At 68.0% G+C, this 15454-nt stretch carries 14 protein-coding genes; 9 read left to right on the top strand and 5 right to left on the bottom strand.

Annotated elements, in window-relative coordinates:
- Positions 1-51: 51 nt before the first annotated feature.
- Entirely contained in the window at positions 52-303 is a 252-nt protein-coding gene (gene yidD / locus LQ771_RS08955; protein WP_231349060.1) for a membrane protein insertion efficiency factor YidD, read from the bottom strand.
- Between the two features lie 124 nt (positions 304-427).
- On the opposite strand from yidD, the gene dksA reads away from it, so the two are divergent.
- On the top strand, positions 428-1699 hold the full coding sequence (gene dksA, locus LQ771_RS16070) for an RNA polymerase-binding protein DksA (RefSeq protein ID WP_425491257.1): 1272 nt from the start codon (positions 428-430) through the stop codon (positions 1697-1699).
- Positions 1700-2034: 335 nt separating this feature from the next.
- Here the strand turns inward: dksA and LQ771_RS08940 are convergent, their stop codons facing one another.
- Both LQ771_RS08940 and cysS read right to left on the bottom strand, forming a co-directional pair.
- A complete protein-coding gene (locus LQ771_RS08940; protein ID WP_231349057.1) occupies positions 2035-2463 on the bottom strand; it encodes a SufE family protein in 429 nt (142 codons plus the stop codon).
- 128 nt (positions 2464-2591) lie between these two features.
- Complete coding sequence (gene cysS, locus LQ771_RS08935; RefSeq protein ID WP_231351885.1) at positions 2592-3959, bottom strand: cysteine--tRNA ligase; 1368 nt, start codon at positions 3957-3959, stop codon at positions 2592-2594.
- Between the two features lie 246 nt (positions 3960-4205).
- Here cysS and LQ771_RS08930 point away from each other — a divergent pair, with 246 nt between their 5' ends.
- The 8 genes from LQ771_RS08930 (at position 4206) to argH (ending at position 13744) form a co-directional block, all read left to right on the top strand.
- A complete protein-coding gene (locus LQ771_RS08930; protein ID WP_231349056.1) occupies positions 4206-4739 on the top strand; it encodes a glycine zipper 2TM domain-containing protein in 534 nt (177 codons plus the stop codon).
- Between the two features lie 425 nt (positions 4740-5164).
- Positions 5165-6190 carry an N-acetylornithine carbamoyltransferase gene (locus tag LQ771_RS08925; protein ID WP_231349055.1) on the top strand — a complete coding sequence of 342 codons (1026 nt, stop codon included), beginning with the start codon at positions 5165-5167 and terminating at the stop codon, positions 6188-6190.
- Positions 6191-6240: 50 nt separating this feature from the next.
- Positions 6241-7488 (top strand): argininosuccinate synthase, encoded by a 1248-nt coding sequence (locus LQ771_RS08920; RefSeq protein ID WP_231349054.1) that lies wholly within the window; start codon positions 6241-6243, stop codon positions 7486-7488.
- A 136-nt stretch (positions 7489-7624) separates the two neighbouring features.
- Complete coding sequence (locus tag LQ771_RS08915; RefSeq protein ID WP_231349053.1) at positions 7625-8755, top strand: acetylornithine deacetylase; 1131 nt, start codon at positions 7625-7627, stop codon at positions 8753-8755.
- 37 nt (positions 8756-8792) lie between these two features.
- Complete coding sequence (locus LQ771_RS08910; protein WP_425491348.1) at positions 8793-10085, top strand: acetylglutamate kinase; 1293 nt, start codon at positions 8793-8795, stop codon at positions 10083-10085.
- Positions 10086-10096: 11 nt separating this feature from the next.
- Complete coding sequence (argC, locus tag LQ771_RS08905; protein ID WP_231349051.1) at positions 10097-11056, top strand: N-acetyl-gamma-glutamyl-phosphate reductase; 960 nt, start codon at positions 10097-10099, stop codon at positions 11054-11056.
- 49 nt (positions 11057-11105) lie between these two features.
- Positions 11106-12458, top strand: a complete 1353-nt coding sequence (proS, locus tag LQ771_RS08900; RefSeq protein WP_231349050.1) for a proline--tRNA ligase — start codon at positions 11106-11108, stop codon at positions 12456-12458.
- Entirely contained in the window at positions 12455-13744 is a 1290-nt protein-coding gene (gene argH / locus LQ771_RS08895; RefSeq protein WP_231349049.1) for an argininosuccinate lyase, read from the top strand. The genes proS and argH overlap by 4 nt, the downstream gene beginning before the upstream one ends.
- Before the next feature lie 49 nt (positions 13745-13793).
- Here the strand turns inward: argH and LQ771_RS08890 are convergent, their stop codons facing one another.
- Both LQ771_RS08890 and LQ771_RS08885 read right to left on the bottom strand, forming a co-directional pair.
- A complete protein-coding gene (locus tag LQ771_RS08890; protein WP_231349048.1) occupies positions 13794-14294 on the bottom strand; it encodes a pyridoxamine 5'-phosphate oxidase family protein in 501 nt (166 codons plus the stop codon).
- 70 nt (positions 14295-14364) lie between these two features.
- The gene (locus LQ771_RS08885; RefSeq protein WP_425491256.1) at positions 14365-15435 is read right to left on the bottom strand and encodes a glycosyltransferase family 9 protein; all 1071 of its coding nucleotides are present in this window, start codon (positions 15433-15435) and stop codon (positions 14365-14367) included.
- Positions 15436-15454 lie beyond the last annotated feature (19 nt).

Raw genomic sequence — 15454 nt, 5'->3', positions numbered from 1 at the left:
TCCTGCCAAACAGCAACGGCCTGGCTGCTCCCCCGCGTTGCCCGGCATCGGTCAATGCTCCTCATCGGGGTGGCAACGGGTGAAACGAAAATGCTCCGGTACGGGATCCTCGCCGCCGGCGCACAACGGCTGGCAGCGCAGGATGCGCCACAGCGCCAGCGCGCTGCCACGCACGGGACCGAAGCGCACGATGGCAATCCGTGCATAATCGGAGCAACTGGGGTGGAAGCGGCAACGCTGACCCAGCAGGGGGCTCAGCAAGCGTTTGTACGCGCCCAGCAGGAAGAGCAGGAATCGGGTCACTTTCGTTCACGCAGCCCAAACGGCACGCGGCATGTAGTGGCTCGAAGTATTCCAGATGCCTGTTGATGGTGTAAGACGCATGGGCTATAACACCCGGCCGCCACGGCCAAAACGGTGAAGGGATATGGCGAAAACGACGCGTAGTTCGACCGCCGCCAAGGCGCAGAAAGGGAAGGCTGCGGGCAAGGCGAAAGAAGCCGGGAAGGCCAAGCCCAAGGTCGCCGCTGCCAGCGCCCGGGCCGGCAAGAGCGCTACCGCCAAGAAGGCTGCGCCCGCCCGCAAGCCGGCCGCCAAGCAGGCCTCGGCGAGGAAACCCGTTGCGCGCAAGCCGGCCGCCGGCAAGGTGGCGGCAAAGCCCGCGGCCAGGTCTGCCAGCAAGACCGTGGCAAAGAAGGCTCCGGCCAGGAAGGCGCCCGCCGCCGCCAAGGCCGCTGCCGGCAAGCATGCCGCGCGCAAGCCGGCCGCGGCGGTGAAGAAGGCCTCGCCGGCGGTGAAGAAGGCCTCGGCCGCCGCCAAGGCCAAGCCGCAGCCGAAGGCCGCGGGCAAGAAGGCTGTCAAGCCGCAGCCCAAGGCCGTGCCGAAGAAAACGACGAAGCCGGCAGCCAAGGTAGCGCCCAGGAAGGCAGCGCCCGCCAAGTCCGTGGCGAAGCCTGCGAAGAAGGCCGCCGCCAAGCCGGCCAGCACCCCCAAGCCTTACAAGATCGTCAGCAAGCCCGAAGCCCAGCCGGCCAGGCACTCGGCCGCGCGGCCGAAGGCCCCGCCAGTCGCGGCCCAGCAAACATCTCCATCACCCGCCGTTGCGCCCATGAAGGGCAAAGTGGCGAGTGCCGTCGCTATGGTGACCCCTCGCGTGGCCACGGCCACCGCGCGCCATACCCCCCCCAAGAAACAGAAGACCCCGCAGTCCTCAATGAATAATTCCGCTACAACCCTCGACAATGGCGTGACCCGCGAGGATGGCCGTTACGCCCTGCCTTCCACCATCAACATCGACCTGCCGCCGGGTTACCGTCCCTCGAACGACGAGGAGTACATGAACCCCAGGCACCTCGCCTACTTCCGCAACAAGTTGCGGGACTGGCGCGACCAGCTGGTGGAGGAATCGCGCCAGACGATGGAGAACCTTCGTGACGAGGTGCGCGACGTCGGCGATGAAGCCGAGCGCGCCACCCGCGAAACGGAGAACTCGCTCGAACTGCGCACCCGCGACCGCTACCGCAAGCTGATCTCCAAGATCGACAAGGCGCTGCGCCGCATCGAGGAAGGCCGCTACGGCTACTGCGAGGAGACCGACGAGGAAATCGGCCTTGAACGGCTGGATGCCCGTCCGATCGCCACGCTGTCGCTCGATGCGCAGGAGCGTCGTGAGCATCTGCAGAAGCAGATGGGCGACTGAACTCGGCCATCCGATCCGGACGAAGCCCCGCGCCATGCGGGGCTTCTCGTTTGGGGGGCTGGCCGAATCCGCCGCGGAAGCGAGTCGGTGTCGCGACCGCCATGCATCACGGCCGCGCACGCGGCATTCCTGGAGGATGTTCGGCTTGGCCGGCGCTTCGCTCGATACGCGGGCGCCGGGAACAACCGCGGACGCCCATGGGCGACCGCGCCCGTCGATAGGGCGGAAGGGGCTGCTCAGTCCGCCCGAAGGCGGGGCGTGTCCTTCACGGGAGCGCACGTTGTGTGCGACAACCACGCACCCGAGGGCGCGCAGGCACGCTCCCGCACTTCACATCAGGCCAAAGCCTGCGCCGCGTAGCCCTTGAGTCTGGCCAGCATCGCGGTCAAACCGTTGGAGCGGGTGGGCGAGAGGTGTTTGGCCAGCCCGATCGACTGCACGAATTGCGGTTCGGTGGCGACGATCTCGGCCGCCGGCCGTCCGGAATAGACGCGCAGCACCAGGGCGATCAGGCCGGAGACGATCGCCGAATCGCTGGTGGCCGCGAAATGCATCTCCGATGCGTCGCCGCTGGGCACCAGCCAGACCATCGACTGGCATCCATGGACGCGCCAATCCTCGGTCTTGCAGTCCTCGGGGAAGGGCGGCAACTGCTTGCCGAGATCGATGAGGTACTGGTAGCGCTCGGACCAGTCGCCGAAGAAGGCGAATTCCTCGGCGATGTCCTGCTGCGCCTGGTCGGCGCTGGGGCTGGTGGTGTTCATGCGGACATTATCGCGCAGTGCGGCGCGGCGGGCGAAACACCGCCCTTGCACGAGCCCGCTTGCGGGCGATGCCCTTCCTTCGGATCCATGCAGGCACATCCCCGCAAGCGGGCTCCTGCGAGGCGTCGCTAGTTCTTGGCGATACTCCAGCGCGTGCCCTGTGCACCGTCTTCGATCATCACGCCCATGGCGGACAATTCGGCGCGGATCGCGTCGGCACGGGCGAAGTCGCGGGATACGCGGGCGGCACGGCGCTCTTCGAGCAGGGCTTCGATACGCGCGGCATCCACCGCATCGTCCCCACGCTTGAACCACGCCTCCGGGTTCTGCTGCAGCAGGCCGAGCAGCGCACCGCCTCCCAGCAGCGCAGCCTTGGCCCCGGCGCTGCCACTCTGGCGTGCCGCATCGGCAAGCAAGGCCAGTTCGGCCAGTGCCTGCGGTGTGTTGAGGTCGTCGCACAGCGCCGCCTCCACCCGCGCGGGGATCGGAAGCCCGCCCTCGACGTGCACGTCGGCCAGGTCGCGCAGCACCCGGTACCAGCCGTCCAGCGTGCTCACCGCCTGGGCCAGCGCGGCGTCGGACCAGTCCAGCGGCTGCCGGTAGTGGCCGCGCAGCAGCAGCAGGCGCAGCGCCTCGGGCGGGTGCCGCTTGAGCAACTCGTGCACCAGCAGCACGTTGCCCAGCGATTTGGACATCTTGCGGCCATCGAAGGTGAGCATGCCGTTGTGCAGCCACCAGCGCGCAAACACCTCGCCGCCATGGGCGCAGGTCGACTGCGCGATCTCGTTCTCGTGGTGCGGGAAGGTCAGATCCACGCCGCCGGCATGGATGTCGATCGTGGTGCCCAGGTGCGCTGCGCTCATCGCGGAGCACTCGATGTGCCAACCCGGGCGGCCGCGGCCCCAGGGGCTGTCCCAACCGGGCAGTTCCGGCGTGGAAGGCTTCCACAGTACGAAGTCGGTCGGGTTCTTCTTGTACGGCGCCACTTCCACGCGCGCACCGGCGATCAGCTCGTCGGTATCCCGACCGGAGAGCTGGCCGTAGGCGGCGTAGGAGCCGACGTCGAACAATACGTGGCCCTCGGCCGCATAGGCGTGACCGCTGGCGATCAGCGTCTGGATCATCGCGATGATCTCGCCAACGTGCGCCGTGGCGTGCGGCTCGATGTCCGGCGGCGCGATGCCCAGCGCGGCCATGTCCGCGCGGTAGGCGGCGGTGAAGCGATCGGTGATCGTGTCGATCGGCGTGCCCTGGGCCAGCGCCGCGGCATTGATCTTGTCGTCCACGTCGGTGATGTTGCGGGCGTAGACCACGCGCGGGTAATGCCGTCGCAGTAACCGCACCAGCACGTCGAACACGACCGGGCCGCGTGCGTTGCCGATGTGCACGTAGTTGTAGACCGTCGGCCCGCAGAGGTACATCGTCACGCGCTCCGGATCGAGCGGCATGAAGGTCTCGGTGCGGCGGGTGAGGCTGTTGTAGAGCGTGATCGGCATCGGACGGGTCTTTGGCGCGGCCAAGCCGCGCATGTTAGCAGCCACGTCCGGCTCTCCTCTCCCTCCGGCAGAGGGTCGGGGCGGGGAGCGGACCTCGCGGGTGCCCAACCGATCCCGTTATGCCGACAGAAGCTGAACGGCATTCGGTCGCCGGTCATCGCTTGATCGCTCTAAGCGTTGATTCAGCGTGAATTTGCTGCAATGACAATCGCGCAGAAGCGCTTTTCGGACCATGCTGGAGGTCCCATGAACAAGATGTTGCTCCCCGTCCTCGCGCTCGTCCTCGCCACCGGTGCCGTACAGGCGCAGGACGGGCGTTATGCCGAAGGCGACGATGCCAACACCCACTACGGCTGGGCCGATGTGCTGCGGGTGGACCCCGTGTACGGCGTTGCCCGCTCCGAAGTACCGCGGCAGGAGTGCTACGACGAGCCCGTAGTGCGTCGCGAAGGCGGCAACACCACCGCCGGCACGGTGCTGGGTGCGGTGATCGGCGGCGTGCTCGGCAATACCGTCGGCAAGGGCGACGGTCGCAAGGCGGCCACCGTCGCCGGCGCGGTGGCTGGTGGCGCGGTCGGCCACGGCGTGGCCGGTCGTGGCGGGCGCGAATACGACGATACCGTCACCCGCTGCCGCCAGGTCAGCTCGGTCAGCGAGCAGCGCCGCCTGATGGGGTACGACGTCGAGTACCGCTACCACGGCGACGTCTACGTCTCGCGCCTCAACTACGATCCCGGCGAGCGCCTGCGGGTACGCGTGAGCGTCGCCCCGGCCGAGTAACTGGGGCTTTCGTCGCGTAGCCGCCGCCATCTGGCGGCGGTTTTCGTTTCGGATGCCCTTTCGTATGGACGTCCAAAAAAGGTGTTGCGCCGCCGCAGGAATGCCGGCATGATGCCGGCTCCCTATCCGGAAACCCCATGTCCGCAGCCGTCTACACCGCTACCGTGCTCACCAGCGCCCGCATGGCCGCTGGCATGACCTCGCGTGCGCGCCGACCGCTGGTCCGACATCCGGCCGGGTAGGCTGTCGCTGCACGCGCATCAGGCGCAACGACGAACGAACCCGGCCACCGCGCCGGGTTTTTTGTTGCATGGAACTCGTCGCGGTCCACTCCAGACCAAAGTTTGTTTGTGCGCAGACATCTGCGCACGGCAAAAGCGAAAGCGGCCATCCATGGCCGCACTCCCCAAAAGAGCATTCCATCCATGGCCCTTCGACACTTCCTCACCACCCAGGACTACAGCCGCGCCGAGATCGACGCCCTGCTGGAGCAGGCCGCTGCGTTCAAGCGCTCGCCACGTGGCCAGCAACTGGCCGGCAAGTCCATCGCGCTGCTGTTCTTCAATCCCTCGATGCGTACGCGCACCAGCTTCGAGCTGGGCGCGTTCCACCTCGGTGGCCACGCCATCGTGCTTTCGCCGGGGAAGGACGCGTGGCCGATCGAGTTCGAAGCCGGCACGGTGATGGATGGCGAGGCCGAGGAACATATCGCCGAGGTGGCGCGCGTGCTCAGCCGCTACGTCGACCTGATCGCCGTGCGCGCCTTCCCGAAGTTCCAGGACTGGTCGGTGGATCGCGAGGACCGCGTCATCAAGGCCTTCGCCCGCTACGCCACCGTGCCGGTGATCAACATGGAGACGATCACCCATCCCTGCCAGGAACTGGCGCATGCGCTGGCGCTGAAGGAGCACCTTGGCAACCTGCAGAACAAAAAGTACGTCCTGACCTGGACCTATCACCCGAAACCGCTCAACACGGCCGTGGCCAACTCGGCGCTACTGATCGCCACCAAGCTCGGCATGGACGTGACCCTGCTGTGCCCGACACCCGAGTACGTGCTGGACGAGCGCTACATGGAGGCCGGTCGCCAGAGCGCTGCGCAGAACGGCGGCTCGCTGAAGGTCAGCCACGACATCGAGGAGGCCTACAGCGGCGCCCACGTGATCTACGCCAAGAGCTGGGGTGCGCTGCCGTACTTCGGTCGCTGGGAACAGGAAAAGCCGATCCGCGAGGCGCACCGGCACTTCATGGTGGACGAAGCCAAGATGGCGCTCACCAACCATGGCCTGTTCAGCCACTGCCTGCCGCTGCGCCGCAACGTCAAGGCGACCGATGCCGTGATGGACGCGCCCTATTGCATCGCCGTCGACGAAGCCGAAAACCGCCTGCACGTGCAGAAGGCCGTAATGGCCTCGCTGCTTGAGCAGCAGGGAATCGGGATTCGGGAATAGGGATTCGTTTCCCAAGGCCGCTTCCATCCACCTTCTCACAGGTTGCCAACATGCCAACAGCTTCTACGAATCCCGAATCCCGAATCTCGAATGCCGTCTCCAGAGACATCGTCCTCGCCTTTTCCGGCGGCCTCGACACCAGCTTCTGCGTGCCCTACCTCAAGGAACAGGGCTGGAACGTGCACACCGTGTTCGCCGACACCGGTGGTGTGGACGAGGAGGAGCGCAGCTTCATCGAACACCGCGCCGCGGAACTCGGCGTGGCAAGCCATCTCACCGTCGACGGCGGCCCGGCGATCTGGAACGGGTTCGTCAAGCCGTTCGTATGGGCGGGCGAGGGGTACCAGGGCCAGTACCCGCTGCTGGTGTCCGACCGCTACCTGATCGTGGAAGCCGCGCTGAAGCGCTGCACCGAGCTCGGCACGAACGCCATCGCGCACGGCTGCACCGGCATGGGCAACGACCAGGTGCGCTTCGATCTCGCGGTGAAGGCGCTCGGCGACTACCGCATCGTGGCGCCGATCCGCGAGATCCAGAAACAGCATACCCAGACCCGCGCCTACGAACAGAAGTATCTGGAAGAGCGCGGCTTCGCCGTACGTGCCAAACAGCAGGCCTACACCATCAACGAGAACCTGTTGGGCGTGACCATGTCCGGCGGGGAGATCGACAGGTGGCAGGCGCCGGGGGAGGGGGCGTGCGGCTGGTGCAGGCCCCGCGGCGAATGGCCGTCCGAAGCGCTCAGCGTGAAGCTCGGCTTCGAGCGCGGCGAGGCGGTGAGCCTGGATGGCGAACGCTTGCCGGGACATCGACTGCTGGCGAGGCTCAATGCGCTGTTCGCCCGTTACGGCGTGGGCCGCGGCCTTTACACCGGCGATACGACCATCGGCCTCAAGGGCCGCATCGTGTTCGAGGCACCCGGCCTCGTCGCGCTGCTCGCCGGGCACCGCGCGCTGGAGGAGGCGGTGCTTTCCAAGCAGCAGAACCGGTTCAAGCCGGAGGTCGCGCGCAAGTGGGTGGAGGTGGTCTACGAGGGCTTCTTCCACGACCCGCTGAAGACCGACCTGGAAGCCTTCCTGGCCTCCAGCCAGGCCACCGTCAACGGCGTGGTGACGCTGCAGACCCACGGCGGCACGGTCGAGGCGGTGGCGGTGGAGTCGCCGCACATCCTCAACGCCAAGGGCGCCACCTATGCGCAGTCGGCCGACTGGGGCGTGGAGGAGGCCGAGGGCTTCATCAAGCTTTTCGGCATGAGTTCGACGCTGTGGGCGGAAGTGAACCGGAGCGCGAAGGCATGAGCAGCGCGCTTGTTTCCCCTCTCCTTCCGGGAGAGAGGGCGCGGGAGAGGGTCCGGATGGACGTCGCGCTCCGCCCGAACCCTCACCCCAACCCCTCTCCCGGAGGGAGAGGGGCTCCGTATGGAGGGAGCATGCGATGAGCGCCCTGCTGGACGCCACGCTGGACCACCTGCGTGCGCTGGTCGCCTTCGACACGCGCAACCCGCCGCGCGCCATCGGCACGGGCGGCATCTTCGACTACCTGCGCGCCCAGCTGACCGGCTTCGACGTGACGGTGACCGACTACGGCGCCGGCGCGGTCACTTTGCATGCCGTGCGCGGTCAGCCCCGGCTGCTTTTCAATGTGCACCTGGATACGGTGCCCGGCTCGCCGGCGTGGAGCGCCGATCCCCATGTCCTGCGGGTCGAGGGCGATCGCGCGATCGGCCTGGGCGCCTGCGACATCAAGGGGGCGGCGGCCGTGCTGCTGGCGGTGGCGCAGGCCACCGACGGCCCGCTGGCACTGCTTTTCTCCACCGACGAGGAAGCCAACGATGCGCGTTGCATCGCCGGATTTCTCGAATCACCTTACGCTCGCCTCCGCGGGGACGAGGACGAGGCGCGCTACGAGGCCGTGATCGTGGCCGAACCCACGCGCGGCGAGGCCGTGCTCGCGCATCGCGGCATCCAGTCCGTGCTGATGCGCTTCGCCGGGCAGGCCGGCCATGCCTCGGGCGAACAGAAGCCCTCCGACAGCGCACTGCACCAGGCCGTTCGCTGGGGCGCGGCCGCGCTGGATTTCGTCGCCGCGCAATCGCACGAGCGCTTCGGCGGACTGACCGGCCTGCGCTTCAACATCGGACGCGTGGAAGGCGGTATCAAGGCCAACGTGATCGCGCCAGCCGCGGAGGTCCGCTTCGGCTTCCGGCCTTTGCCGACCATGGAGCCCGGCCGCCTGCTCGAGCGTTTCCGCAGCCTGGGTGACGTGCCGCCGGCGCACTTCGAGGAAACCTTCCGCGGGAGTCCATTGCCGGCCGGCGACACCGCGGGCGCCGAAGCGAGGCGACTCGTCGCGCGCGACCTGGCGGACGAGCTGGAGATCCCCGTCGGCAACGCCGTGGACTTCTGGACCGAGGCCGCCTTGTTCTCCGCGGCCGGCTATACCGCCTTCGTCTACGGTCCGGGCGACATCGCCCAGGCGCACAGCGCCGACGAATGGGTCGCGCTCGACCAGTTGCAGCAGTACGCAGACAACCTCTATCGGATCGTGAGCCGTGGAAACGCATAAGCACACGCGCAAGACCATCGTGCGCCTGCTCGAAAGCATGGGCAGTGCGAAGGAAATCCAGCAGTACCTCAAGCGCTTCTCGCAGGTCGACGCCAAGCGCTTCGCCGTGGTGAAGGTCGGCGGCGCCGTGCTGCGCGACGACCTGCCGGCGCTCGCATCCTCGCTGACCTTCCTGCAGCAGGTCGGCCTCACGCCGATCGTGTTGCATGGCGCCGGTCCGCAGTTGGACCAGGAACTGGCCGCGGCCGGTATCCCGAAGCAGACGGTCGGCGGCCTGCGCGTGACCACGCCGCAGGCGATGGGCGTGGTGCGGCGCGTGTTCCAGCAGCAGAACCTGCGCCTGGTCGACGCGCTGCATGCCATGGACACCCGTGCGGTATCGGTGGCCTCGGGCGTGTTCATGTCCGACTACCTGGACCGCCAGACGCTGGGCATGGTTGGCAGGACGACCGGCATCGAGCTGGCGCCGATCGAAGCGGCACTCCGTGCCAATGCGATCCCTGTGATCGCCAGCCTGGGCGAGACATCCGAGGGTCAGCTGCTCAACATCAACGCGGACATCGCCGCCAACGAACTGGTGCGCGTGCTGCAGCCGTACAAGATCGTGTTCCTCACCGGCACCGGCGGGCTGCTCGATGCGCAGGGCCAGGTGATCGACTCGATCAACCTGTCCACCGAATACGAGCACCTTAAGGCGCAGCCGTGGATCGACGGTGGCATGCGGCTCAAGATCGAGCAGATCGCCGACCTGCTGGCCGACCTGCCGCTGACCTCGTCGGTCTCCATCACGCGACCGGCGGAACTGGCCAAGGAGCTGTTCACGCACAAGGGTTCGGGCACGCTGGTGCGGCGCGGCGAAAGGGTGTTGACCTTCGATTCGTGGGAGGGTATCGACCAGGGGCGCATGCGCGCCTTGATCGAGTCGAGCTTCGGTCGCGCGCTGGTACCGGACTACTTCGAGCGCACCCGGCCCTGGCGCGTCTACGTGAGCGAGAACTACCGCGCGGCGATGATCCTGACCCAGGAGGAGGGCATCGCCTACCTGGACAAGTTCGCGGTGCTTGACGAAGCACAGGGCGAGGGCCTGGGGCGGGCCGTATGGCTGGTGATGCGTGAGGCCAACCCGCGGCTGTTCTGGCGCTCTCGCCACGGCAACACCGTAAATCCGTTCTACGACGCCGAATGCGACGGCTCGCTCAAGCAGCCGCGCTGGAAGGTGTACTGGTACGGCATCGACGACTTCAGGCTGGTCGAGCGTTGCGTGGCGCACTGCGCGCAGCGGTTGCCCACGCTGGTCGATGCGGCGCCCCTGAAGGACAACGCAGCGTGAGGCGGGAGCAGATGGACAAGAAGACCGTAGGCATCGTCGGCGCGCGCGGACACACTGGCGCGGAGCTGATCCGCCTGATCGCGCGGCATCCGGCGCTGGAGCTGGCTTATGTCTCCTCGCGCGAACTCGCCGGCCAGCGCGTGGACGAGCACCTGCCCGAGTACGCCGGCGACCTGCGCTACAGCGCCCCGGCGCACGAAGACCTGCCGGAGCTGGGCGCCGACGTGGTGATCCTGGCCCTGCCCAACGGCAAGGCGGCGTCCTGCGTGGAAGCCTTCGACAAGGCCGGTGCCGATCCGCTGATCGTGGACCTGTCGGCGGACTACCGCTTCGACGAGCGCTGGTACTACGGCCTGCCCGAGTTGACGCGCGACCGCTGGCGCGGCCAGCGGCGCATCAGCAATCCCGGCTGCTACGCCACTGCGATCCAGCTGGCGGTCGCGCCGCTGAAGGATCTGCTGGCCGCGCCGCCGGTGTGCTTCGGCGTGTCGGGTTACTCGGGCGCCGGCACCACGCCCTCGGACAAGAACGACCCGGAAAAGCTGCGCGACAACCTGATGCCGTACTCGCTTACCGGCCACATGCACGAGCGCGAGACCTCGGCGCACCTGGCCGTGCCGGTGGAGTTCATGCCACACGTCGCGCCGCACTTCCGCGGCCTGACCGTCACCTGCAACCTCTACCTCGTGCGCGCGATGAAGCGCGAAGACGTGATGGCACGCTTCCGCCACGCCTACGAGCGCGAGCCGCTGGTGCACGTGCTGGAGGAGGCGCCGTGGGTGAGCCGGATCGCCGGCAAGCACCACGCACAGATCGGCGGATTCGCCATGGCGACCGACGGGCGGCGCGTGGTGGTGGTCGCCACGCTGGACAACCTGCTCAAGGGCGCCGCGACCCAGGCCATGCAGAACATCAACCGCGCGCTGGGGCAGGACGAACTGACCGGTATCCCGGTGGCGGAGCGACCGTGAGGCGAGGCCGCATCGCCTTCACCCTCCCGTCCGCTACCGAGAGATCCCCATGCGCCTGACCCGTTATCTGCTGCCCACCCTCAAGGAGAACCCCGCCGAGGCCCAGATCGCTTCGCATCGCCTGATGCTGCGCGCCGGATTGATCCGGCAGGAGGCGGCCGGCATCTATGCGTGGCTGCCGCTGGGGCTGCGCGTGCTGAAGAACATCGAGCGCATCGTGCGCGAGGAAATGGACCGCGCCGGCGCAGTCGAACTGCTGATGCCCACGCTGCAACTGGCCGACCTGTGGCGCGAGAGCGGCCGCTACGATGCCTATGGCGCGGAGATGCTGCGCATCCGCGACCGCCATGATCGCGAACTGCTGTACGGGCCGACCAACGAGGAAATGGTCACGGAAATCTTCCGCAGCCATGTCAGCTCCTGGCGCAGCCTGCCGATCAACCTCTACCAGTTGCAGTGGAAGTTCCGCGACGAGCAGCGCCCGCGCTTCGGCGTGATGCGCGGACGCGAGTTCCTGATGAAGGATGCCTACTCGTTCGACCTGGACGAGGCGGCCGCGCGCCGTTCCTACCAGCGCATGTTCGTGGCGTACCTGCGCATGTTCGAGCGGATGGGCGTCAGGGCGATTCCCATGCAGGCCGAAACCGGCCCGATCGGCGGCGATCTCTCGCACGAGTTTCTCGTGCTGGCGAAGACCGGCGAATCGGCGGTGTTCTGCGACCGCGCCATGCTGGAGCTGCCAGTGCCCGGCGCCGACGTGGACTACCGCGGCGACCTGACGCCACTGGTCGAGGCGTGGACGACGCCCTACGCGGCCACCGAGGACGTGCATGACGCCGCGCGCTTCGAGCGCGACGTGCCGGCGGAACGGCAGCTGCTCGCACGCGGCATCGAGGTCGGGCAGATCTTCTACTTCGGCACCAGGTACTCGGTGCCGATGAAAGCCATGGTACGCGGCGCCGACGGCGTCGAGCGGCCGATCCACGGCGGCTGCTACGGCGTGGGCGTGTCGCGGCTGGTGGGGGCGATCATCGAGGCCGGCCATGACGACCAGGGCATTGTCTGGCCGCAGGGCGTGGCGCCTTTCCAGATCGGCCTGCTGCACCTGAAGCATGGCGATGCCCGCGTCGATGCGGCATGCGAGTCGCTGTACGCCAGCCTGCGCTCGGCCGGACTGAGCGTCCTGCTCGACGACACCGACGAGCGGCCAGGCGCGAAGTTCGCCCGCATGGACCTGGTCGGCCTGCCCTGGCAGGTGCTGGTCGGGCCGCGCGGGCTGGACGCCGGCACCGTCGAACTGAAGCACCGCGCCAGCGGCGAACGCCACGAGATGGCCCCCGCGGACGCGGTCGCGTTCCTGCGCGACTCCCTTTCTCCATTCCATCCGGACGACCAGCCATGAGCGACCTCCTGTGGCAGAAGGCCGGCGTCGAGACCGACGCCCGGATCATGCGTTTTCTCGCCGGCAACGACGTGCTGCTGGACCGCGAGTTCTTCCTGCACGACATCACCGCGAGCAAGGTGCACGTGGAGGGCCTCGCGCGCATCGGCGTGATCGGCCCGGACGACGCCGCGGCTCTCGGACGCGAACTCGACGCGCTGGCCAAGGATTTCCGTTCGGGCACTTTCGTGCTCGACGAGCGCTTCGAGGACGGCCATTCGGCGATCGAGGCGCGGCTCACCGAGCGGCTCGGCGATGCCGGTCGGCGCGTGCATACCGGGCGCAGCCGCAACGACCAGATCCTGGTTGCCACGCGGTTGTGGCTGAAGGAAAAGCTCGACGCGCTGGCGACGCACTGCCGCGCCATCGCGGCGGTGTGCCTGGAACGGGCGGCGCAGCCGGCCCTGCCGTTGCCGGGCTATACGCACCTGCAGCGCGCGGTGGTGTCCTCCACGGCCATGTGGTTCGCCGGGTTCGCCGAAGGCTTCATCGACAATGCCCTGCGTGCGCGCCAGACATTGGCGTGGATCGATGCCAACCCGCTCGGCACGGCCGCCGGCTACGGCGTGAACCTGCCGCTCGATCGCGAGTACACGACCAGCGCGCTGGGCTTCTCGCGCATGCAGCTCTCGCCGATCTACGCGCAGCTTTCGCGCGGCAAGTTCGAGCTGGCCGCGCTGGAGGCCCTGGCCAGTGCGATGCTGGACCTGCGCCGACTGGCCTGGGACCTGTCGCTGTTCACCACTGCCGAATTCGGTTTCGTCAGCCTGCCTCCGGAGTACACCACCGGCAGCTCGATCATGCCCAACAAGCGCAACCCGGACGTCGTCGAGCTGCTGCGCGCCAGCTACGCCACCGTGGCGGCGGCGCGCTGCGAGATCGAGCAGTTGCTGTCGCTGCCGACCGGCTACCAGCGCGACCTGCAGTTCTCCAAGGGCTCGATCTTCCACGGCATGACCCATGGCCTGGCCGCGCTGGAACTGGTGCCCGACCTGCTCGCCCGCATGCACTGGAACGAGCCGGCCATGCGCGCGGCGATCGAGCCGGCGATGTACGCCACCGACGTCGCCATCGAGCAGGCGGCGGCCGGCGTCCCGTTCCGCGACGCCTACCGCGCCGCCGCGGAAGCCGCCGCCGTGGCGGGCGAAGGGCGCACACCCGAGCGCAGCCTGTACGAGCGCAGCTCGCCGGGCGCTGCCGGCGAGCTGCGGCTGGACCTGCTGGGCGAACGCTTCAGGGCGCTGTAGAAACCACCGCGACGCCCCTTCCCCGATTCATGGGAAGGGGCGCTGCGGGTCAGCCGTGCAGGTGGCCCTGGTGGCCCAGGTCGCGCGGCTGTTCGCTCCACATGCCGCGGGCGAAATCCAGCGCGCGCTCCACGAAGTTGCCGGACGACTCCCAGTACATCGCATCGTGCACCCGCACACGAAGCACCGTGAGGTTGGGGTCGTCCTTGCCGGAGAAGAACACGTTCTGCGCGGGCGACCACAGCTCTTCGATCAGTGCCCGGTCGCGGTTGATGCGTGCGCGCCCGCGCACCGAGACGTAGCACTTGTCCTGCTGGTTGGCGTAGGCGAGGTTCACGTCCAGGTCGTTGGTGAGCTGATCGACCTTGGCGCTGTCGGCGGCGGTGAAGAACACCAGCTCGCCCTCGGCGGTGAGCTTGAGGGTCTGCAGCGGCCGGCTCACCAGCGAGCCGTCCGCGGCCTGGGTGGTGAGCATCGCCACTTCGATATCGTCGATCAGTTCGCCGAGCTTGCGCAGGTCGGCATCGTCACGTGGGGCATCGTTTTTCATGGCGGTCTCCGGGCGACGGAAGACCTTACCCTCGCCGATCGGCGATCAAGCCGCGATGAAACGCGGCCGATCACGCCAGTCCACTCGACGACGCGAACGCTTCGAAGCGTTCCAGCACCTCGTCCACCCCGATCAAGCCCATCACGCCTGGCCGCTCGATCTTCGTTCCCCAGGCCAGCTCGCTCGCCGGCTTGCCCAGGAAGCGTCGCGCCGCCTCGTCGTACTTGTCCACGCACCAGCGCCGGTCCGAATAGGGTCCGGAGCGGTTCGGGTTGCTGGCGGCATGCAGCCCGAGCACCTTGGTGCCCACGGCGTTGGCCATGTGCATCGGCCCGGAATCGGGCGTAAGCAGCAGCTGCGCGCGAGAGCACATGGCGAGCATCCGCTTGAGCGTGTCCTTGCCGGTCAGGTCCAGCGGTTCGCGCTTGCAGGCCGCCAGCACCGCGTCGGCCATCGTCCGTTCGCCGGCAGACGGGCCACCCACCAGCGCCACGCGCCAGCCGCGCGCCAGCGCATGGTCGATCACCGCCGCGTAGCGCTCGGGGTACCAGTTGCGCAGGGCGTGGCTGGACGTGGGGCTGACCAGCAGGGTGGGCGTGTCGCCGGGAAGCTGTTCACTGGCCCAGACGCGTGCTTCCTCGGGTATCGGGATGTCCCAGCGCACCTGCGTCTGCTTCAGTCCCAGCGGCTCGCAAAAGCTGCCCATGGCATCGAGCACGTGCTCGCCGGTACGCGCGGGAATCCGCTCGTTGACCACCAGGCCGTGCAGGTCCCTGGAACGCGCCCGGTCGTAACCCACGCGCCGGGCGGCACGCACGCCCAGGCTCAGCAGGTTCGAACGCGCCGCAACCTGCATCTGCAGCAAGGCGTCGAAACGCCGCCCGTGCAGTGCGTCCCATACCGCGCGCATCCCCGCCCAGCCCGCGCCCTTGTCGAAGGTGACGAAATCCACCCCCTCGATATCGCCCACCAGCTTGCGTTCGAGCTTGCCGACCACCCAGGTCAGCGCCGTCCGTGGCCAGGCCTGCTGCAGCGTGCGCACCAGCGGCACGACATGCGTGACATCGCCGATCGCCGAGGTGCGCAGAAGGCACAGCGAGGCGGGAGCGGGCAGGGTGCTTGGGCTAGAATCGACCGGCATGAACGTCTCCTTCGGCCGC

This window comes from Frateuria soli, assembly GCF_021117385.1.
Taxonomy (GTDB): Bacteria; Pseudomonadota; Gammaproteobacteria; order Xanthomonadales; family Rhodanobacteraceae; genus Frateuria_A; species Frateuria_A soli.
Note: the sequence above shows the minus strand (reverse complement) of the source record. Positions and strands in the feature narration are given on the sequence as shown.

Bases quoted from the DNA above. Each gene is read 5' to 3' on its own strand.
- LQ771_RS08930 (WP_231349056.1), top strand. From the start codon at position 4,206: ATGAACAAGATGTTGCTCCCCGTCCTCGCGCTCGTCCTCGCCACCGGT.
- cysS (WP_231351885.1), bottom strand. From the start codon at position 3,959: ATGCCGATCACGCTCTACAACAGCCTCACCCGCCGCACCGAGACCTTC.
- argC (WP_231349051.1), top strand. From the start codon at position 10,097: ATGGACAAGAAGACCGTAGGCATCGTCGGCGCGCGCGGACACACTGGC.
- proS (WP_231349050.1), top strand. From the start codon at position 11,106: ATGCGCCTGACCCGTTATCTGCTGCCCACCCTCAAGGAGAACCCCGCC.
- LQ771_RS08940 (WP_231349057.1), bottom strand. From the start codon at position 2,463: ATGAACACCACCAGCCCCAGCGCCGACCAGGCGCAGCAGGACATCGCC.
- LQ771_RS08915 (WP_231349053.1), top strand. From the start codon at position 7,625: ATGAGCGCCCTGCTGGACGCCACGCTGGACCACCTGCGTGCGCTGGTC.
- LQ771_RS08890 (WP_231349048.1), bottom strand. From the start codon at position 14,294: ATGAAAAACGATGCCCCACGTGACGATGCCGACCTGCGCAAGCTCGGC.
- LQ771_RS08885 (WP_425491256.1), bottom strand. From the start codon at position 15,435: ATGCCGGTCGATTCTAGCCCAAGCACCCTGCCCGCTCCCGCCTCGCTG.
- argH (WP_231349049.1), top strand. From the start codon at position 12,455: ATGAGCGACCTCCTGTGGCAGAAGGCCGGCGTCGAGACCGACGCCCGG.
- LQ771_RS08910 (WP_425491348.1), top strand. From the start codon at position 8,793: ATGGGCAGTGCGAAGGAAATCCAGCAGTACCTCAAGCGCTTCTCGCAG.
- LQ771_RS08925 (WP_231349055.1), top strand. From the start codon at position 5,165: ATGGCCCTTCGACACTTCCTCACCACCCAGGACTACAGCCGCGCCGAG.
- LQ771_RS08920 (WP_231349054.1), top strand. From the start codon at position 6,241: ATGCCAACAGCTTCTACGAATCCCGAATCCCGAATCTCGAATGCCGTC.
- dksA (WP_425491257.1), top strand. From the start codon at position 428: ATGGCGAAAACGACGCGTAGTTCGACCGCCGCCAAGGCGCAGAAAGGG.